This window comes from Coleofasciculus chthonoplastes PCC 7420, from assembly GCF_000155555.1.
Lineage (GTDB): Bacteria > Cyanobacteriota > Cyanobacteriia > Cyanobacteriales > Coleofasciculaceae > Coleofasciculus > Coleofasciculus chthonoplastes_A.
In genome coordinates, this window is sequence record NZ_DS989847.1 from 203,949 (window position 1) to 224,726 (window position 20,778).

Consider the following 20,778-nt stretch of genomic DNA (forward strand, 5'->3'; position numbering starts at 1 on the left):
CTAGGTTTTAAATTTCCTTAAATTTTCCATCTGAGTCAACATACCCAACGACTCGTGCAGATTTCGTAACACTGTTGGAGTGTAATTCGGTTATATCTCTTTTTAAATTCAGTGCATTTTTACAATTTTCACTAACAAAAACTACAAACAAATCAACTTTGTTTTTCTGGCTATCACTATTAATATCTTGGATTTTTATCTCCAATAGCGTTTTATAATCAGCTATCGAAGAATTTATTATATGCACGTTTATCCTCTTGACTTTTTCGTCCTTATCTGTGATTAGAAACCTTAAACACTTGTCCGGAGCCTTGATAATCTCCTGGTGAGGATTTTGACGCTTTAACCACTCAAAAACGGCTGCTTCTACTGTAGCCACAGAGTCATAGACTCTATCTGCATAAGCATAGAAAGCGCTATCGTCATCTCGATGAGCCAGCAAATAGGATCGTAATTCCTTTTTACTCATTGTCTGAAAATTAGGTTGCATTGTCATAAATTAACTCACCATCAGGGTCAATTAATATTTCTATATCGTCCCCAGCCAGAATAAAAAGATTGCCTGTCCGTTCATCGATGCGAACAAGGAAAATAGGCTGGTACATCTTGGTTAAAGCATAACAAACTAAGTAACACTTCGATGCCTGGGCTGCCGTTGGAAAAATTTTTCATCCTCCATCCACTTCAGTCTATCTAGTTTACATTTTTCCAGCCCTTGATACTTTAGTTCTTGCCCTATAGCTGAACAGCGATCGCACGGACAGAACGTTGAGCCGTCATGCATTTATTTAAATTGGGTATTAGTAGCGAGGAAGATGCAAAGCCTGCGGCATGGCTTCGCTAAACGCATTACAAGGATTTCGTCATTATTGACATTAAGGTTTAAATGCCGAACAGCTTAAACTGACTGCCAAAGCTTAATTTTACGATCGCTCCCCGCACTGACGAGAATATCCCCATGGGGACTAAACCCTAGAGAACGAACGGGTTGGGCATGTCCTGACAGCTTAGTTAATCGTTGACCATTTTGAACATCCCACAATTCAATTAGCGCACCACTTCCACTGGCGAGAACTTGACTATCGGGACTAAATGCCAAAGCCGCCACCCCTGGTGACTCGGGGGCAAACGTCCGTAATAGTTTACCCGATTGAGGATTCCAGAGGGTTATTGCCCGACTGCTACCACTGGCAAGGATCAGACCATCTGGGCTAAATTCTAGGCAAGTAATGCTCGTCGATTGATTGGTAAACGTCATTAGCGGTTTACCATTATGAGGATTCCACAGTTCTAAGGTGCCATTCAAACTGCCCACGGCACAACTATGACTATCGGGGTTAAAGGCAATATGTCGGGCTGAATTGGAGTTTCCGGCTAAAATACGTAGCAGTTTGCCCGTCCGTACCGCCCAGAGTTTAATTTCACAGTCCCCACTACTGATGAGGATCTGACCGTTAGGACTAAATACAATACCTCGCACCCGATCCGCACGACTGACCAGGGTATTGAGCAGTTTTCCGGTGCTAAGTGACCACAGCTTGATGGTTTTATCATAACTGCCACTGGCTAAAATCTGACCATTTGGACTAATTGCCACACAGGTTACACGGTGGCTATGTCCAGTTAAGTTATGCAAAGGTTTGCCGAGGCGTAATGCCCACAGTTTAATGCTTTTGTCATAACTGCCACTGACTAACGTCTTACCATCTGGACTGATAGCAATGGCACGAATCTCATCCGTATGTCCAGAAAGAGTCCGGCGCAGCTTTACCTTTTCCCAGGGATTGGGTGAGGTGGAAATAGGCAATAACTGAGTAATCAGAGACATCAGTCCTTTGGCTTTGGACTGAATTGGCGATCGCTTCTTGATCGGAATCGGTGCTGGTGGCGGTAAGGAGGGGGTGGGCGCAATAATGTCTTCAATACAACGGCGAATCATGGCTGGGGTTTGCGGGCGTTGACCGGGAAACGTCGCCATCAGATAATCGACTAAATCCGCTAATTCTTTGCTAACTTGCGGCGCACTCTCTCGCCATTGCAATTTGCCCGTCCGGGGATGAGACTCAAAATCGTTGGGGGATTTGCCTGTGAATAAATAGACAAAGGTGCGACCTAGGGCAAAGAAATCTGATTGCGCCACGGCTTTACCTTCCATTTGTTCCGGTGGTGTATACCCACTGGAGATAATCACGGTGCCGGTTTCATCTTGTTTTTGCCGTTGTAAGTAGGTTTCGGTGATCTCCCGCACCGCCCCAAAGTCAATTAATGCCAGTTGCCCATTGGGTCGCAGAATAATATTGGAGGGCTTGATATCTCGATGGATTAGCTCTTGTTTGTGCAGTTGTTCTAAAATATCGACCAATTGTTTCAACCACGCGATCGCCTGGTTTTGAGTTAGACTCAGAAGCGGTTTGTTCCGACGCGATCGCCACTGCTTTAACGTAAGCCCCTCAATTTTCTCCATGACTATGCAGTGCAGGGAGACTTCTGTCCCCTGTGACCAGACAAAATAGCCATCTGACTCAACTCTAGGAATACCGGGATGCTGAAGCCGACTCAAGACTGTGGCTTCCCGCTGAAAGAGGGATATAGCTTTTTCTTTCGCATCATGGCTATAGAACCGATCCAGATTCAGAACTTTCAGAACTTTGGCAATTCCCTGATCATCGACTTCAAAGGTTTGACTAAACCCACCTTTACCGAGTGTTCGCAGGACTCGATAACGGTTTTGAAGCAACAGGTTGGGGTATATCATGAGGGGGGTTAGAAACAGTAATCTTGGCTATGTCGCAGTATCACTTATCTCTTTTTGCTTCGCCACTTATGCCAAACCTCTAGGGTCTGCTTACAATCTGCCTTCAATCGCATCCAGTAAGTTGATCGTGTTAAGTCGTGCATATCCCACCATTTGGTCAGATGTTCCTTCTAGTATAGAAAGAATCGCTTTAAGTTGATCATCTAGGCGCTCTGTGTCTTTTAACACATACAATCGATCCCTGACGCGAGTAAGAATTAGGCGAATTTGTAGCGTCTTCAGATCATCGGATACCTGTTCTTTGACTAGGGCATGACTCCTGAGTAGCCCCAGTTGACTTACGGATTTTGTTTGACAAACAGTTGAAATTTGCTGACACACCTGGTCGATAAATTGATTGGTGGCATACTTCAACAAAGCCGGCTGAATGGTAAAAATCGCTTCATTAGCTTCGGCATTGGGTTCTTTCTCCAACAGCGATCGGCGTTTGAGGGATTCCAACGCCGCCAGGAGTTTCGATAAGGATGTCACCGAAAACTTCATTGCCTCTTTGAATTCCGAAATTGAAAGCGGCTGATTTTCCAGTGCCAACCAATAAATGATTTCCTGTTCTAAAGGAGATAAACGTTGGAATTGTTGATTAAAAACATTCGGTAGAATATCACCAATAATTAATGTACTTTGCTCTAAAAATTCCGAAATATTTCCGTCAAATATTTCTTGGATCGTTGTCGCCATAATTTTTAGGGCTAAAGGATTGCCGCGATAAAGCTGAATCAGGGCATCAGCACTTGACTTTAAGGAGGAAAATCCTTTCGTTTCTAAAATGCGTTTGGCATCCTCCGCACTTAAGCCTTTGAGTTTGAGTTCTCGAACAGGGAGTTTTGTACCCGCTAATGAGGCAATTTCTATCGGTTTTTCCCGACTAATCAGCAATAAGCAGCTTTGATGGCGTTCTTCAGCCATGCGCCGAATCAGTTCCCCATAGTCTTGATACCCTTCTCGATAATGTCCGGCTAACCTGCCACTACTCATGATAGTTTCCACATCATCGAGGAGCAACAAACAGCGATGGCGTTGGCAGTAGTCCATCAGTTGCGAAATTTGACCGTTAGTGGTATCGGGTGACTCTCGTTCCTTACCCTCCGATAAAAAGTCGATGATCTCAGTGAGGAGATCACCCAGGGGTGAAGCATGGCGTAGCGATCGCCAGATCACATATTCAAAGGAAGATTGTACCTGTTCAGCTACCTTCGCTGCCAGGGCGGTTTTACCGATTCCCCCCATTCCCAGGAGTGCTACGATACGACAGCGTTCTTTGACAATCCATTGGTCTAGCTGTTTCAGTTCCGACGTGCGACCGTAAAAGATGGAGATGTCAATGGTTTCTCCCCAATCTTGGTGACTACGACTATTGGAGGGTGTCGTCTTGCCTTGATCGACAATTTCTTCCCAGTTGAGTCCTAGAACGTGACAATATGCTTTAAAGGCATGAGCACTAATGGGTTGTCTTCCGGCTAAAAACCGTTTCCATGTCCCTTGGGAGAGTCCAGTGGCATAAGGTCCGCCAGTATACCACGGTTTATCCGGTTCCAGTATTCGACTAGCCTCAAGCAAGCAGGTGTCGTCATCATCAAGACTCCAACTCCACCCCTTTTCATTTCTGGCTTGCTTGATTTTAGCGAGTCCCCATTGAGAGGCTTTAAGAGTCGGCACTGTCTCACCTTAGTTTTGCCATTTGTCAAGATCGATTTTAGAGCAATTTCTAACGTTATGGATAAAAGCACACATTCAAAGGTGTCATGACCCAAATAATGGAGTCACGCTCCAGTCAGCCCTGAACTAAAGTAATCTTCCAGAAGGCTGGCGTTTATTGTGACAATTTTATCATATATACTTTTGAGCTAAAGAGCAATTACCTGGTACTGTCCAATACCAAATCGGGCAAAGCCAGTTAATTGTAGGGGCGGGTTTAGCCATTCAAGCTAGCTTTGTATTAATAACTGAGCAACAAAACCCGCCCTTATTGAGGATACTCAATCTGGTTTGACTATCCTCTGTATAATTTAGTCCGCGCAGGCGGACTTTGTTTATGTAGCTGTGACTTCCTCCTCACCAGGGCAATGAAATTTTTGATAACTTTCTCTTAACGATCTAGGGCTAAAGCCCTGACTACGGACTCTCTATTTTAATCCTCAAAGAGACGCGATCGCTCCTACACTAGAGTTATAATACCTAGTCATTGATGTAGAGGCTTCTATGCATCTGCAACCTCGCCCATTAATCACTCGCCTTACGGCTGTCCTCAGCCTTCTACTCCTCAGCGCTTGTAACGGGAGTAACACGAATCCAAACAATTTCAGTGGTCTCACCATTAAATTCCTAGCAGGTAGCGCCTTGGGAGACTTCTGCAACCAAGCGGCAGAAAACTTCAATCAACAACAGCCCCAACTTGATAATGGCACCGCCATCCGCCTAACTTGTGAATCGATGGGGAGTGGCGATATTGTTACTAGCTTGGTTTCTCAAGCCGAACAACTCAAAAATGGCACTCTGGAAGCCGAGTCTGCGGAATTGCCCACCTTGATTTCCGTTGATGGCGAGATTTATCAAAGTCAGTTAATCTACCGGATGAATCAGCTATTTCCCGGACAAAACTACATTCCAGAGATTCCCGACTCCCCCCTGCTGGCAAATAGTCCGATGGTCTTTATGGCACAGGAGGATGTTGCAACAGGATTGAAGAACACAGCTAATCCGTTCAAAGCCCTAGTCACGGCTGAAACCCATCAAGATATCGACCCTGCCAGTCCCCCCTTAGCCGTTCACTACGTCCATACCGCACCCACCCGTTCTAATTCTGGCTTACAAACCTTAGTCGCCCAATATGCGGCGGTTTCGGGGAAGCGTCCCGAAGATTTAACGGCGGAAGATGTTAAGAACTATGAATCCCAAGTTCAGCAAATCCAAAGCAAAATTACTCGGTATGGCGTTTCCACTGATTCTCTAGCGGAAGCCATGGTGCAAAATGGACCGTTTTGGGCATCTGTGGGTTCAGTTTATGAGTCTTCAGTGATTGCGGCAAATGCGAACCCCCAACCGAATCAACCCCGTTACCAAGCCGTTTATCCCAACGCCACCTTTACCTCAAATATGCGGGCGATTATCCCCAATGCGCCTTGGGTGAGTGAGGAAGAAAAAGCCGCCGCCGAGAAGGTTGTTACTTATTTACAATCGCCTGAAGCCCAACAAATTGCCACGGAACTGGGTTTGCGTCCGGGAACCCCAGGCGTCGCTTTAGGACCGAAGTTTATTCCAGAGTTTGGCGTTGATCCCCAAGCGAAATATGATTCCTATCGTCCCCCGCAACCCGAAGTTGTTGAGGCAATGTTAACCTCCTGGCAAGAGGTGGCAAAGAAACCCTCCCAGGTGGTTGTGGTAGTGGATACATCGGGTTCGATGCAAGGAAATAAATTACCTGCTGTACAGAATACACTGCAGAACTACATTAACAGCCTCGGATCTAAAGATAAGATTGCCCTGATTGATTTTAATGATGAAATTAGCCAACCTGTGTTGGTCGAGGGAACCGATGCCGGACGGAATCGTGGTTTGGAGTTTATTAGTGGTCTTCAAGCTTATGGAGGGACTAAACTCTATGATGCGGCACTTTATGCCCGTAACTGGTTACAAGACAATCCTCGCCCGGATGCGATTAATGCGGTGCTAATTCTCACCGATGGGGAAGATTCGGGGTCTCAGATTAATCTGAATCAACTAGAACAAGAATTGCAACAAAGTGGGTTTAATAGTGATCAGCGAATTGCATTTTTTACCATTGGTTATGGTAAGGAAGGTGATTTTGATCCGGAGGCGCTGAAGGCAATTGCTGACCTGAATGCAGGCTATTACCGTAAAGGAGATCCCGAAACGATTGCGACGGTTATGGATGATTTACAGGTTGAATTCTAATGGGTCATTGGTATTATTTCATTGGTCATTCGTCAAGTAAGTAAAGGGCGGGTTTTGTAGCCAAGCTAGGGAAAAGAATCAACATTAGTCCCTAAACCCGCCCCTACATACTCAAAACTCAAACCTTATGAAACTGGCAAATCCACTTAACTACCCTTTAGCTGTACTCGCTGGCGGAATTGTTCTTGTTGTTGGCGTTCGTCTGGCTAACTTATCCAGTGTGGTCATGTTACCCTTTGCCGCCGTTATTGCCACAGGCGGTGCGATCGCACTCAAATCGAAAGAACCGGAAACGTTGAATCTAGAGAACCCGGAACTGGCGCGGGAACTGCAATTGGTCAAACAGCAAGCCCAGACGTTAGCAGGGAAAGCAGAGATATTGCGATCAGAAGCCACTAAACTCTTAAGCGATGGCTTAGAAGTCGAGTTACTCGCCGCCGTTCAGTATGCGTGCGATCGCGCCTCTGAATTACCTGCTAAAGTTGACCAGTTGACTCAACGCTTTCAGGGGGCTGATTCCCTACTATCCGTCAGTGATTTACAACAGCAACTCGAACAGGTCAATCACAAACAAACCCAAGCGAGTGGTGTTGCTAAAGACCAACTTAATAAACTTACAGAAAGCTTGCAGCGTAATCTCCAGTTAGCGCGTCAGGGACAAGATGCGCGTCAAGCACAAGTTACCAGCCTTTCGACTATGATTGCTGATGCAGCCGGGGTGTTACAGCAACTCCAAAATAAGCTAAGAACTGCCGATTTAAATGACTCCGAACAAGCCAGAGAACTCCGTTCCTTGAGTGAAGAACTTCATAGTTTAGAAGAGAGTTTCGATCTATTGGTAACAAAATAATCCAAGTACACCAGAACAATGGCAACCAAAACTCGTCAATCTCAAAATCCAACCCGGCTGTTAACCTCCATTGGCATTATCCTGGTATCTTTAGGTTTAACTTATGCCCCTTTACCTGGATTCAACCAGACTGTTGTGGTGGTTAGTGGAACTGAACTGGCTGAACCCCTGCAAAGTCTAGAAGCCAAGTTTGAAGAAGAAAATCCGGGAATTGACTTAGAACTCAAGTTTCAAGGTTCCCAGGATATGGTAAATAACTATATTGATAACCAGAACGACTTCCAGCCTACGGTACTCATTCCCGCCAGTAGCGAGATTGTACAGGAATTACGCGATCGCATTCAGGCGCAACAGAATGGTGAACCTTTCTACAATACGCCTCAACCTATTGCCAAAACGATCCTTGTGGGTGTAGCTTGGACTCAACGTGGCACTATTCTGTTTCCCAACGGGCGTTTCCAATGGCAACGGGTTGAACAAGCCATGCAAGCAGGAAACTGGGAAGAAATTGGCGGGAATAACGATTGGGGGAGTTTTGATTTTGTGATTACAGATCCTACCCGTTCTAATAGTGGTCAGGTAACGTTAGGACTATGGGCGCAGTCTAAATTAGGCGGACGTATACTCAGCAGCGCTGCATTAAACAATCCTGAAATTAATTCTTTATTTAGTTTAATTAAGCGTTCCGTCTATCAGCCGCCCCGTTCAACTGACATATTACTACAAGAATTTATCAGTCGGGGTCCCAATGATGCAGATGTGGCGACCGTGTATGAAAGTATTGCCCTTTATCGTTGGCAGCAATCAGCCGCGAATCAAGGCAAACCCTACCAAATTTATTACCTTGATCCGACAATTGAAACGGTATCTACCGCAGCCATTGTACGACGTAATGTGAATGAAGGTAAGGCAAAAGCTGCCCAACAATTTTTAGAGTTTCTGACTCAACCGCCCCAACAGGAAGTGTTTGTGCAGTACGGTTTCCGTCCCGTTAATAATACCGTTGATTTACAAACCGTTGCCAATAGTCCTTGGTCTCAGACTATTCCAGGTGCTGAGATAAATCCCCCTGGAAACGTGATTCCACCCCCGGATAAGCAAGTGTTAACTGAAATTCAACGGTTGTGGGAGAGGGCAAATTAATGAAGTCATTTGTCATTCGTCATTTGTCATTTTTCATAGGAACCATAACGTACCATTTCAGCAAGCCGTCATAAAAAACCGTGGAACTTTCTAAGTCCCACGATATTTGGCATGAGGAGTTTTAGCTTTACCTTCGATTCTAAAATCCCTCACTCTTTAACATGTCCCCGTAACCATTTTGGTAACGAGATGTTAGAAAAAGTTATTTGTGTTGATTGTTTACCGTTCATTGTTCATAGACTAATGCATAGGATCTATCTGTAGAGTGCGTTAGCGTAGCGTAACGCACCATTGTCGCTACACCCTGTCTCTTAATCCTCTAATTCAGGTGGTGAATCAGGGATAGACTCAGGCTGTTCTATCGGTTGAGGAGGCAAAAAGCGATCGCGCATTTGTTTGAATGCTTGGGGATTGAGTAACCACTGGGCAATAAACACAGCAGCGCCCGCCGAGAGGATAATCACCAGTATCCCAAAAACTCCTAAGATGATCTTGAACCAATCCTGACTAGAGGATGCGACTTCAACGTCTATAGGTTCGGACATTTCCTCGTCCTCCTCACCAACAGGTTCCTCTGTGGCTGGCAATTGAGTCTCTAACTCGATAGTCTGGGCATTATTTTCCAGTTGTAATCCGTCCAGATTCAACACCACCGGATATTGTGGAGAAACACCACAATAGGTGAGAACAACCGAGGCGTTATCATAACCATTTCGTTGATTTGCCTGATCAACCAGAAACTGTACTGCTGCTTCTAGGGATAGCTTGCCACTGAACACATCTTTGGCAAAATCCCCATAAACAGACTCGATCAAATTGTTATCACTTACCCCATCTGAACAGAGCAACAATAAACCATCTTCCTCTAAAATCAAGCGGCGTACATGGGGATAAAGAGACTCCGCATCCTTAGTTCCTACGGCTTGGGTCAATGCGCCAGAATCTGGGCGCTGTAAGGCATGACGGTAAAAACTTCGACCCATCCTGACTTCCCGCGTTGCCACATCATCATCGACAGTAAGCTGTTGGCAGTAGTCGGGAGTGATCCAGTAGGCACGACTATCCCCGACACTGGCAATGTAGAGTTCGTGACTATTGCCTTCGCTATCCGATTGAATCACCGTTTGTGGCAATTGTAGGGCTAGGGTTAAAGTTGTACCCATGCGCCGCCGGGATTCTCGTTCTTGTTGGTCGTTCTTGGAGGCAATAAGATTATTGACAACTCGAACAATTGCCGATAGTTGTTGTGCCACTAAATCCGGACTCATCAGTTCCGGATCTTCAAGTAACTCAGCTAGCAACGCCCGCACCTGAATTTTCACCGACTGCATGGCGATATGGCTAGCGACTTCGCCGCCTTCATGTCCGCCAATCCCATCACAGACGAGGGAGAGATGGGGAATCAGGGGATCAGGTTCTGCGGTCAAATCCGATCGCAGAGGATAGCAACTATCCTCATTGTGGTCATGTAAAGGACCCGTATCCGTGAGTCCAGCTACTTCTAAACGTAAGGGTTGTTGCGAAGATTGAGCCAACAGAAGCTGATTAAGCTGAACGGCAATTGCCTCAAAGGAGGGGTTAGGCGTTTGCATTTGCTGGGCGATATCTCGCAGTTGATCCGCCACCGCCACGGATGCTGTGCGACACCAAGATTCCCAACATTGTCCTAGCTGTTGCAGACTCGCCTGAGTTCGGGAGTGGGGTAAAGTTGTTGTACCTCTAGACGCACTGGTTGATGAGTCGATTTTTTTACCTCTGACTGACAGGGGGACAGGTGCGGGATCAGAATCCGTCGTCCCATTCCTAACCAGTTCCCGCAGTCGCACCCGCCAGCCTTCGACTCGCACCTGTTCGGGATCAACCAGGGTAGCGGCTACACCTAATTCAACTAACGGTTGCCATAACTCTAAAATTTGCCATAACCAATAGATCTGACGCACAGGGGAGGCTTTTGACCATTGTGACGTAATCGCCGGATAGAGTTCACCGTTGTTGTTAATTGGGACATTTTCCAGCAAAATAATCGGTGTATCTGATTCCGAGTCTGCCCCTGCACAAACCCCATAAACCTCTGGAACGTGCAAACGATGGGGATACAGGCGTAGATAGGGGAGAAACATTTCACATAAGCGATCGGGAGCCTGGGGTAACTCCTCTGGGTGCAGATCCAGCCAAATTTGGGGGGCGACGACTTGATACCGTTCGGCAACCATTTCCCCCACTGGGATCGATGCAGCCGTTGCACCTACTGCCCACAGATAATGATTAGTTTGCGGCTGATCAGTACTCATAAATCTTAAAAAATAATTTTGGAATGAATTGGCAACTGGAGTGTTTTAATACCAAGCGTCCCGATTCAGAGTTTAATTCCCTATCATTCCCCTAGAATTAATAAGCATAATCAAAACATGGCGCTGTGTCTATAGTTTGTCCCTCATTCTTGGTCATTTTTCATTGCCTGTTGCTCGCCATAGCGCCATGGCACGTCTGGAACACCCCAGCTCCTACAAGAAATGGCGGACTGGCGAATTAAACTAGAATAAAAGGCTTTCAACCCAGGATACACTGGATTTTTATATGTCACTCAATCCTTCCTTACTTTGGCTCCTGGCAGGATCAATGCTTTGTCTGGTGGAGCTATTCGTCCCGACGGCGTTTGTTGCCTTTACCATGGGAATTAGTGCGTTAGTCGTGGCGCTGGTGGCGTTAATGATTCCCCTGTTTCCGGTACAAGTTGTGCTATGGTTGGCGCTATCCACAGCGCTGGTGATTGCATCTCGCCGCATTCTCCCAGCCGCCAAGGTAGCTAAACGTCTCGATGCTGTGGAAGCTCGAACCCTGACCGAAATTCCCCCTGGAGAAACGGGACGCATCCTCTATGAAGGCAATTCCTGGCAAGCGCGTTGTGACGATGAAATGGCGGCGATCGCACCCAACCAAAAGGTTTATGTTGTCCGCCGTCAAGGTAACACACTCATTGTGGTTCCCCAGGATCTCTTACATTAAATTTTCCGTTTGAAAACACTGGCTATTCTTTGTCGGTGGCATATTATCAAACTTTTAGGAGGTAAAATAACATGGATATATTCGCTTGGCTCATTGTTGTGGTGCTTGGCGGTTCCGGAATTGCTAGCTCCATTAAGATTGTCAATCAAGGGAATGAAGCGTTGGTTGAGCGATTGGGGAAATACAGTGGCAAAAAGCTGGAACCTGGCTTGAATATTATGGTTCCGGTTCTAGATCGCGTCGTATTTAAGGAAACGATTCGGGAAAAAGTGCTTGACATTCCTCCCCAAAAGTGCATCACTTGCGATAATGTTTCTATCAGCGTGGACGCCGTGGTCTATTGGCGGATCATGGATATGGAAAAAGCTTACTACAAGGTAGAAGATCTGCAAGCAGCAATGGTGAATTTAGTGCTGACGCAGATTCGTTCAGAAATGGGCAAACTGGAACTGGATCAAACCTTTACGGCACGTTCTGAAGTGAATGAAACCTTGCTGCGGGAATTGGATATTGCTACTGATCCCTGGGGCGTGAAAGTGACACGGGTGGAATTGCGGGATATTGTGCCATCCAAGGCGGTACAAGACTCAATGGAGTTGCAGATGTCAGCCGAACGGCGCAAACGGGCGGCAATTCTCACTTCCGAAGGGGAACGGGAATCAGCCGTTAATAGTGCTAGAGGGAACGCGGAAGCCCAGGTGCTAGATGCAGAAGCGCGACAAAAGGCGGCGATTTTAGACGCAGAGGCGCAACAAAAGGCGATTGTCCTCAAAGCTCAAGCCGAACGCCAGCAGTCTGTTCTCAAGGCGCAAGCTACCTCAGAGGCGCTGCAAATTGTGGCGAAGACACTCAAGAGTGATCCCGTTGCCCGTGATGCCCTACAGTTCTTACTGGCACAGAATTACCTAGAGATGGGTAAAGAGATTGGCAGTAGCGATAGTAGCAAGGTGATGTTTATGGACCCCCGTGCAATTCCAGCTACGATTGAGGGGATTCGATCCATGGTTGGCGATCGCGAATCGTTGGATTCGGAACCGTTCAATTTTGAGTCGCACAATACCCGTTAAGCTGGTAAAGGATCATTTGTTATTTGTCATCGTTTTCGGGTGGGCTATGCCCACCTTTTTTTGCTGTCTGAAGTGGGGAGGAATTGTTCATGGAAACCCGCCAATCTCAAGTCCTCGCTGGACTCCTGGGAGTCTGTGTGGGCGATGCGTTGGGTGTACCTGTTGAATTTACCACCAGGGAGGAACGCCTGCGATCGCCTGTTACTACTATGCAGGGCTATGGAACCTACAATCAGCCCCCAGGAACTTGGTCAGATGACAGTTCTCTCACCTTCTGTTTAGCCGAAAGCCTCTGTCAGGGATTTTGCCTCGACGCGATCGCACAATCCTTTTGTCGTTGGCATGATCAAGCCTATTGGACACCTCACGGAACGGTTTTCGATATTGGGATGACAACAGCCGCCGCCCTACATCGCTTGAGTTGGGATCAGGTTTCCTCCTTAGAATCAGGGGGTAGGGATGAACGAAGTAACGGCAATGGGTCATTGATGCGAATTCTGCCCATGGCATTTTACTATAAATCCCTCGAATTTCCTGATTTAATTCACCGAGTTCACCAGGTTTCTAGCATTACTCATGCTCATCTCCGTTCTCAGATGTCATGTGGAATTTATATCAGTATCGCGATTCAATTACTAAAACGTGATGCTCCAGAACCCGCTTATTTCAAAGGAATTCAAAAGATTCAAAAACTCTACAATCAACCCCCCTACACCTCAGAACTCGATAAATTTGCCAGAGTATTAGAGGGAGAAATCGCCCAGTTTACTATGGAGGCGATTCAATCGAGTGGTTATGTCGTTCATAGCTTAGAAGCCGCGCTTTGGTGTTTTTTAACCAGCACATCCTATCCCCAATCCGTGTTAAAAGCGGTTAATTTAGGTGGCGATACAGATACCACGGCTGCAATTACAGGCGGATTAGCGGGACTGTATTACGGAGTAGAACAAATTCCCCAAGACTGGCGTGACCAAATTGCCAGAAAAGACGATATTTTTGACCTCGCCAAACGTTTAGCGTCAGCTCTAACCTCGGAAAACTAAACAAAAGACGTAGCTTGCTTCTCAAGGGAGCGAGGATGACCAATGACAGGTAGAAGAGTAAAAGGAGGCAAAAGTTATATCCTATTGTAGGGGCGGGTTTAGCCGTTTAATTGATGGGTATACCGATAACTTATCAACAAAACCCGCCCTCTTGTTGTTTAGATTTGAGACGAATGACCAATGACCAATGACGATTTTATAATAAAGATATCAATTCGGGCAGTTTTGTATGAAGCGATCGCATCAGCCTGGGGATATCATTGCCGAACGGTATCGTATCATAGCTATCCTGGGGCAGGGAGGAACGGGCACAACCTACGAGGCGCAAGACCAAAAAAACAATCAACGGGTAGCGATCAAAGAAATGTCCTTGCGCCGGATCAAAGACTGGAAAGACTTGGATTTATTTGAACGGGAAGCCCAAGTGCTATCTTACCTCAATCATCCAGCTATCCCCAATTACCTGGATTACTGTGAGGTGGATACTCCCCAAACCCGTTTATTCTATATTGTGCAGGAATTAGCCCCGGGGCGATCGCTGTTTGATTGGATTCAAAGCGGTTGGCATACCCAAGAAGATGAAATCAAGGATATCGCCGTCCAAATCCTAGAAACCCTGATCTATCTTCACCACATTTCGCCCCCAATTATTCATCGCGATATCAAACCCCAAAATATTATCCGCCGAGAGGATGGACAGGTGTTTCTGGTGGATTTTGGCTCAGTACGTCATGCCTATTGGAATCGCCGTAACCAGGGGATGACTGTGGTTGGTACCTTTGGTTACATGGCGCCGGAACAAGATCGAGGACAAGCTTATCCCGCTTCTGATTTGTATGGTTTAGCGGCTACCTTACTATTTCTACTCACTCACCGTTCCCCTGCTGATTTACCCCAGAAACGGTTAAAACTTGACTTTCGTTCTCGTGTGAATGTGTCGCCAGAATTTGCCGACTGGCTGGACAAAATGTTAGAACCTGTGGTGGAGGATCGATTCCTCTCCGCTCGGGCAGCATTAAATGCTTTGCAAAATCCCAAAACCCTCATTCAACCTGTTATCGAAAATCGCCGTCGTCCTGCAGGAAGTCAGATTACGTTGACCGCCACAAAAGAACAGTTCGTGATCACCATTCCGCCGGCTGGGTTTAATGGAACTGGCGGCTATTTAAATCCTTTGGCATGGAGTTTGCTCTTAATTCCAATCACAGTACTAGCCGTTTTGACAATTGCTATCCCAAATAGCATTTATTGGCTCTTTCTCGGGTTATACATCAGTCTTATGATTACAATGCATAAGATATCGGTATTAGATATTGTGTTGCGTGCAGCCAGTCACATTCAACTCAAGATTAACTCAAAAAACTTTCAGTTGCAGTGGACACTATTGGGATTAAATAAAACAATTCAGGGACGAACCGCTGATCTGAAACGGCTCGAAATTATTACCCAGTATAGAGCAAAAACGAAATTAATGAGAAAATCAGAAACCTATATAATACCTGTACGCAAGTGCCGACTTGTCACCCAAATGTCCCATCAACGCATTGAATTTGCCCAGTTTATTTCCCAACGGGAACGGGAGTGGGTGATTGAGGAAGTAACCGCCTTTCTGGAACACCTGCATCAGCGTTATCCTCACCTGAAACCGGAGGATGATTATGAACGGACATAATCCAGGAGATTGTATCGCTAAACGTTATCAAATTATCCAGATTCTGGGTAGTGGGGGAACGGGGACAACCTACGCCGCACAAGACCCAAAAACGGGTCAAAAGGTGGCACTTAAAGCATTGTCTTTAGTGGGAATGGCGGACTGGAAAGTCTTGGAGCTCTTTGAACGAGAAGCCAAAGTTCTCTCCCGTTTAAATCATCCGGCAATTCCCAAGTATTTGGATTATTTTCAGGTCGAAACGTCCCAGAATCACTGGTTCTATCTTGTCCAAGAATTAGCGCCTGGAACGTCTCTAGCCAGGTTGGTAAAACAAGGGTGGCAACCGGATGAGGCTAACGTTCGGAAAATTGCCCGACAACTTTTGGAAATTCTCGACTATCTCCATAATTTAACCCCTCCCATTATTCACCGAGATATTAACCCCCAAAATATTATTTTGGATCAAAAAGGAAATGCATTTTTAGTCGATTTTGGGGCAGTCCAAAATGTTTATCGGAACACCTTGACTCAAGGAAGTACAGTCGTCGGAACCTATGGATACATGGCACCCGAACAATTTCGAGGGCAAGCTTATGTCACGTCTGACTTGTACGGTTTAGGGGCAACATTATTATTTTTAGTGACTCGTCGTTCTCCAGCCGATTTACCTCAACGCCGCCTCAAAATTGATGTTCGCGCTCAGGTAAAATCAAAAGAATTAGCGAACTGGTTAGAGAAAATGCTCGAACCCGTTGCTGAAGACCGATTTGCTTCGGCTCAGGAGGCTTTAATGGCGTTACAGGGTAAACTTGCTGATCAAAATTCATTCATTGAGCCGTCTGTATCAATAAGTAATCGTATCGTCTTGAAAAAACACCGTGACTATATCCTTGTAGATATTCCCTTCTTCTCATGGTATGTGGTGGTCGGTTCCCTAATCGTATTTATTGGACTAATTTGGGTTTTGCCTTTTATGATCGGCATCCTACCCTTATTAATAGTCATTCGGGACAAGTTTCTCAGTCACATTTACTTAAAATTCAACAAAAAAAACTTCCAGTTGCAGTGGCAAATACTGGGATTAAGATATTGGCGTAAGGGACGAACGGCAGATATTGACAGACTGGAGATAGACATTCGCTACAATTCAAACGGTCAAGTCATTCGGTCTTGTGCTATTGTCGAAGGGGTTCGTACTCATCGTTTCGGTAAATTTCTCAAGTCAACCGAAAAGGAGTGGCTAGTGCAAGAGTTGAATTGTTTTTTGGAACAGTTGCGTTCTTGAATATCGTCATTGGTCATTAGTCATTGGTCATTGGTCATTTGCTCCCCCAGCTTGCCATAATGTCATGGCACGTCTGTGGAAGGGTGATTGAGCTTAAATTATTGACCCTGTTTTCTTAGAATATCAACATCCGACTTATAAATCTGTCATCAATCTTGCTTTTCTGAGCAAGAATTGAATAACCGTTTCTTGCCGAGAAATAATATCAGCCGTTCCCTCCATTCCCAATTGAATGGGACAATAGTTATTACCCTGACGTAAAGACAGGGTTTCTGGCTTAATCGTGACTTCAAAAAAGGCGGAATTTCGGGTTGGGTTAGAAGCGATTGCCGCTTCATTTCCGGGTGGGGTGATAGCATCAGGAGAAATTGTGCTGACGACGCCGTTGAGAGTACCATAATCGGGATACGGACAAGCTGAAATGCGTAACTGTGCTTTCTGATTTGTCTTGACTTTGCCGATGTCTTGAGCGGCGACTAACGCCTTGACAACTAGGGTGGTGTTACTGGGAGTGGGAGCAAGTTGGGCAATTTCCTCTCCAGGGCGTACCGTTTGACTGGAGTTGCGTAAGTTGAGCTTAAATAGAATACCGTCGGTTGGTGCTTTAATTAGGGTTTGGCTGAGGTCAATTTCGGCTTGTTTGAGGGAGTGGGTATCCCGTTCAAGTTGTTTTTGCATATCAATTCGCTGCTGGATGAGGGCGTCTCGTTCGCGGGTTAAGGTGGCGAGAGTGGCGTCACCGATCGCTTTTTCTTGGGGAATACGCTGTTGCGCGATCGCAACGTCTGCTTGAGTGGGATTCAGGGTGGCTAATGCCCGTTTTAGTCTCGCTTTCGCCGCCGCAACGGTTTGGTATTGTTGTTCTATGGTTTGTTTTTGCACTTCCACAGCAGCTTGTTGGGATTTAACGGCTTGCTGTTGTTGAGTGACGGCGAGTTTAGCTTCCTCTAATTGGTTCTGAGAAAGGGCACCAAATTCGGCGATGGGTTGATATCGCTTAAACTTTGCCTGGGCAGCATTTAAGGCGGCTATTGTTGAGTTTAGATCAGCTTGAGCTGATTGTAACTGAACTTGGGCTTTTTGCAATTCTTCCTGAGATAATCTGACATTCGCCTCGGCTTCTGCAACATCGGCGGTGGTAGTAATTTGTTGATCCTGATAATCCCGACGGCGGCGAGTTAATTCTGCCTCAGCCGAGGTAACAGCGCGGTTAATGCGGTCAGTTTCTGCCAAACTATGGCTATCAATGGCACGAATTTGGGCATTGATTTGAGTGAGTTGTAACTGGGCTTGTTGGATACTGCTTTGTACATTCCTTTTTTGGGTTTGTAGGCGGGAGTCGTCGATAGTCGCAATTACATCTCCTTGGTTCACCGATTGGTTTTCCTTGACAAAAATGCCCGTTACTTGACCTTCTGTCGTCGCTTGCACCAGACGTAATTCACCAGCCGGACGGACATTGGCAGCCGCTTTAACAGTGATATTGTACTTGAACACAGAAGCGAGTGCGATCGCAACTCCCATAGAACCGACAATAAACAGTCCACCCAGCGTACTCCAGCGACTAATTGGGGGTAGAAATTCATTATCTTGAATGGATGGCAAAAAATCCTGTTGAGAGGTACTAACCATAGGAATAATAAATGATGAACTCGATTAGAACGTTCGTAGTAGGCACTTTAGTGCCATCAGCGCTCAAGCGCTTACTACAAACTTGTTCGTAGTAGGCACTTTAGTGCCGCAATCTGACTACAAACTCTTAGCTGTAAACGAGAAGCGCTAAAGGTTTTGGCTTAAACTTACACAGAAACAGTCATCTACGGAATTAAAAAGTCCAAATGCTCTCCCGATTGATGGCGTAACTCTTCAACCGAACCTTGCTGTTTTAATTTCCCTTGTTCAAGCAAAACTATCCAATCCGCACGCTGAATCACGCGGGGACGGTGGCTAATCATAATCGTTGTTTTGCCTTTTCTGTGGTGCAGTAATCGCTCCAACACGTCTGTTTCACTCACGGGGTCGAGGGCACCTGTAGATTCATCTAAAATCAGCACGGCTGGGTTATTCACAATGGCTCTGGCGATGGCTAATCGTTGCCGTTGTCCGCCGGAAATATTCGCGCCAAATTCGCCTAAAACCGTTTGATATTTATCGGGTAGTTTACTGATAAATTCATCAGCGCCAGTAATTTGGCAAGCGGTAACAATCTCCTCAAACGTGACATGGGGAGTGCCTAAGCGGAAATTTTCGATAATTGAGCGACTCCAAAAATGAGCATCTTGGGGAACCAGAACTACCTGTTGTCTCAAACCGTCTAAGGATAGGTCTTGTAGGTTATAAAGACCAAAGCGAATATTACCAGAATTCGCTGGATATAAGCCAGCAATGATTTTGGCTAGGGTACTTTTACCACAGCCAGATTTACCAATTAATGCGATAACTTTGCCCCCAGGAATTGTTAAGGTAAAATCTTGCAATAGGTCAACTCTGCCAGCATGGTGAAAGTTAAGATTGGTGCAACTAATATCAGCATTGCTGGGAATTTTTGCCCACGGTTTTTTCGTATCATCTGGGCTTTCCGGTATCGCGTCGATGACTTCCGTAAGCCGCTGGGTTGCTGTTTTGGCACGGGTGAATTCATCCACAAAGCTAACTAGGGTACTGATAAAGGCAGTAAAATTGCCATTCATGCTATTAAAGGCTAACAATTGACCAATGGTTAATTGGTGACTAATTACCAACGTGCTGCCCAACCAAAGTAAAGCGATACTACCAATATTAGAAACTAAATTAGAAAAAACATGATTAATAATCCCAATCTGAACTGTTCGGAATGTGACATTCGCAAGGCGTCCGTAGCGGCTTTGGAATTCTTCGCCAAATTGAGGCGCGGCGGTGGTGGTTTTTAGAGTAATTGCGCCTTTAAAGGTTTCCACTAAAACCCCTTGGTTTTCGGCAGATAAGACTAAGACATTACGGATTTTTTGCTGGAGGCTGGGTAAGAAAATTAGGGTTGATAGGGTCATGAACAGGGCAATTACACCAGCAATAGCGGTGAGTGTGCCGCTATAGATAAGCATGAATGCCAAGGAAATAAAGGCGATAAAAAATTGGCTAGGAAGACTAACAACTACTTGGGAAATGAGTTGGTTAATTTCTTGAATATCTTCTAGGCGGCTAACCACTTCGCCACTGCGACGAGATTCGTAGTATTGCAGGGGTAAGCGGAGAATTTGGCGTCCAAATTCCAGGATGAGTCCCAATTCTAGACGTTGAGCAAAGTGGGCGATTAAATTCGATTGTATCAGTTGGAGGCTGCTGCTAATTAAGTGCATAATACAGACAGCAATAGCCACACGGGTTAGCAGTTGGGTATCACCTCGAATTAGTACATCATCGGTGAGGATTTGTAGCAGGAAAGGAGAAGCCAGGGAGAGCAAACCGAGAACACAGTTGATCAGCAGTGTTTGGGAAAGTAGGGTGCGATAGTGCCAAACCCGTTTAAGAAAGCGACTGAATCCGCCAATTTTTTCTTTTTCATCCGGTTGCTCAAAAAAGCGAACGGGGTCAGGTTCAAGCAAGAGCATTACGCCATCAGTCCAGGCTTCTAAAAGCCACTTTTTGGAGAGATATCGAATGCCTGCGCCAGGGTCAGCCACGACATATTTATTGCCCTGTTTGCCATATAAAACAACCCAGTGATAGCCTTTCCAGTGGATAATGGCGGGGAGAGGGACTTCCTTGATTCTATCGCAAATTTCAGCAGGTGCTTTAACTGACCGTGCATGAAATCCGAGTGTTTCTGCCCCTCGTTTTAATCCTAATAAGGTTGTACCTTGTTGCCGAGTTCCGACAAGTTCGCGAATGCGGTTAATCGTGAAAATGCGTCCGTAATGTTTGGCGATGGAGGCAATACAAGCAGCGCCGCAATCTTCTTCACTGTGTTGGAGAACATTTGGGTATTTCATTTTCAGTGCTGATCAAACTTCACGATTGTGGTGAATTA

15 protein-coding genes are annotated in these 20,778 nt (G+C 45.8%); 8 read left to right on the top strand and 7 right to left on the bottom strand.

The genetic code is table 11. The features are described 5' to 3' along the window. Window positions 1-7: 7 nt before the first annotated feature. The 4 genes from MC7420_RS11685 to MC7420_RS11695 all read right to left on the bottom strand — a co-directional run bounded on the left by MC7420_RS11685 (window position 8) and on the right by MC7420_RS11695 (window position 4,471). The gene (locus MC7420_RS11685; protein ID WP_044206643.1) at window positions 8-496 is read right to left on the bottom strand and encodes a DUF6887 family protein; all 489 of its coding nucleotides are present in this window, start codon (window positions 494-496) and stop codon (window positions 8-10) included. Further along, on the bottom strand, window positions 480-665 hold the full coding sequence (locus tag MC7420_RS43330; protein ID WP_390435281.1) for a DUF6888 family protein: 186 nt from the start codon (window positions 663-665) through the stop codon (window positions 480-482). Before MC7420_RS43330 ends, MC7420_RS11685 begins: the two co-directional genes overlap by 17 nt. A 233-nt stretch (window positions 666-898) precedes the next feature. Then, window positions 899-2,755, bottom strand: coding sequence for a serine/threonine-protein kinase (locus MC7420_RS11690; protein ID WP_052307460.1), 1,857 nt, complete (start codon window positions 2,753-2,755; stop codon window positions 899-901). A 90-nt stretch (window positions 2,756-2,845) separates the two neighbouring features. Continuing rightward, on the bottom strand, window positions 2,846-4,471 hold the full coding sequence (locus tag MC7420_RS11695) for an NB-ARC domain-containing protein (RefSeq protein ID WP_006100701.1): 1,626 nt from the start codon (window positions 4,469-4,471) through the stop codon (window positions 2,846-2,848). Between the two features lie 543 nt (window positions 4,472-5,014). Between MC7420_RS11695 and MC7420_RS11700 the strand changes: the two genes are divergently transcribed. The 3 genes from MC7420_RS11700 to MC7420_RS11710 all read left to right on the top strand — a co-directional run bounded on the left by MC7420_RS11700 (window position 5,015) and on the right by MC7420_RS11710 (window position 8,720). Then, window positions 5,015-6,727 carry a VWA domain-containing protein gene (locus MC7420_RS11700; protein WP_006100540.1) on the top strand — a complete coding sequence of 571 codons (1,713 nt, stop codon included), beginning with the start codon at window positions 5,015-5,017 and terminating at the stop codon, window positions 6,725-6,727. Window positions 6,728-6,854: 127 nt separating this feature from the next. Then, a complete protein-coding gene (locus MC7420_RS11705; RefSeq protein WP_006100657.1) occupies window positions 6,855-7,577 on the top strand; it encodes a hypothetical protein in 723 nt (240 codons plus the stop codon). A gap of 18 nt (window positions 7,578-7,595) precedes the next feature. After that, entirely contained in the window at window positions 7,596-8,720 is a 1,125-nt protein-coding gene (locus MC7420_RS11710; protein ID WP_006100632.1) for a substrate-binding domain-containing protein, read from the top strand. Window positions 8,721-9,031: 311 nt separating this feature from the next. Here the strand turns inward: MC7420_RS11710 and MC7420_RS11715 are convergent, their stop codons facing one another. Beyond that, a complete protein-coding gene (locus tag MC7420_RS11715) occupies window positions 9,032-11,011 on the bottom strand; it encodes a PP2C family protein-serine/threonine phosphatase (RefSeq protein WP_006100607.1) in 1,980 nt (659 codons plus the stop codon). A gap of 286 nt (window positions 11,012-11,297) precedes the next feature. Between MC7420_RS11715 and MC7420_RS11720 the strand changes: the two genes are divergently transcribed. From MC7420_RS11720 to MC7420_RS11740, 5 genes are all read left to right on the top strand, one after another. Next, window positions 11,298-11,726 (top strand): NfeD family protein, encoded by a 429-nt coding sequence (locus MC7420_RS11720; RefSeq protein ID WP_044206649.1) that lies wholly within the window; start codon window positions 11,298-11,300, stop codon window positions 11,724-11,726. 71 nt (window positions 11,727-11,797) lie between these two features. After that, entirely contained in the window at window positions 11,798-12,793 is a 996-nt protein-coding gene (locus tag MC7420_RS11725) for an SPFH domain-containing protein (protein ID WP_006100544.1), read from the top strand. An 89-nt stretch (window positions 12,794-12,882) separates the two neighbouring features. Then, the gene (locus MC7420_RS11730) at window positions 12,883-13,836 is read left to right on the top strand and encodes an ADP-ribosylglycohydrolase family protein (RefSeq protein ID WP_006100533.1); all 954 of its coding nucleotides are present in this window, start codon (window positions 12,883-12,885) and stop codon (window positions 13,834-13,836) included. A gap of 229 nt (window positions 13,837-14,065) precedes the next feature. Beyond that, the gene (locus MC7420_RS11735; RefSeq protein WP_006100736.1) at window positions 14,066-15,508 is read left to right on the top strand and encodes a serine/threonine protein kinase; all 1,443 of its coding nucleotides are present in this window, start codon (window positions 14,066-14,068) and stop codon (window positions 15,506-15,508) included. Further along, complete coding sequence (locus tag MC7420_RS11740) at window positions 15,495-16,772, top strand: serine/threonine protein kinase (protein ID WP_006100539.1); 1,278 nt, start codon at window positions 15,495-15,497, stop codon at window positions 16,770-16,772. Before MC7420_RS11735 ends, MC7420_RS11740 begins: the two co-directional genes overlap by 14 nt. A 135-nt stretch (window positions 16,773-16,907) precedes the next feature. On the opposite strand, the gene MC7420_RS11745 is transcribed toward MC7420_RS11740, so the two are convergent. Together MC7420_RS11745 and MC7420_RS11750 are read right to left on the bottom strand one after the other, a co-directional pair. Beyond that, window positions 16,908-18,404, bottom strand: a complete 1,497-nt coding sequence (locus tag MC7420_RS11745) for an HlyD family efflux transporter periplasmic adaptor subunit (protein ID WP_006100673.1) — start codon at window positions 18,402-18,404, stop codon at window positions 16,908-16,910. Between the two features lie 185 nt (window positions 18,405-18,589). Continuing rightward, window positions 18,590-20,740: a peptidase domain-containing ABC transporter gene (locus MC7420_RS11750; protein WP_006100406.1), complete on the bottom strand. Its 2,151-nt coding sequence runs from the start codon at window positions 20,738-20,740 to the stop codon at window positions 18,590-18,592. Between the last annotated feature and the right edge of the window lie 38 nt (window positions 20,741-20,778).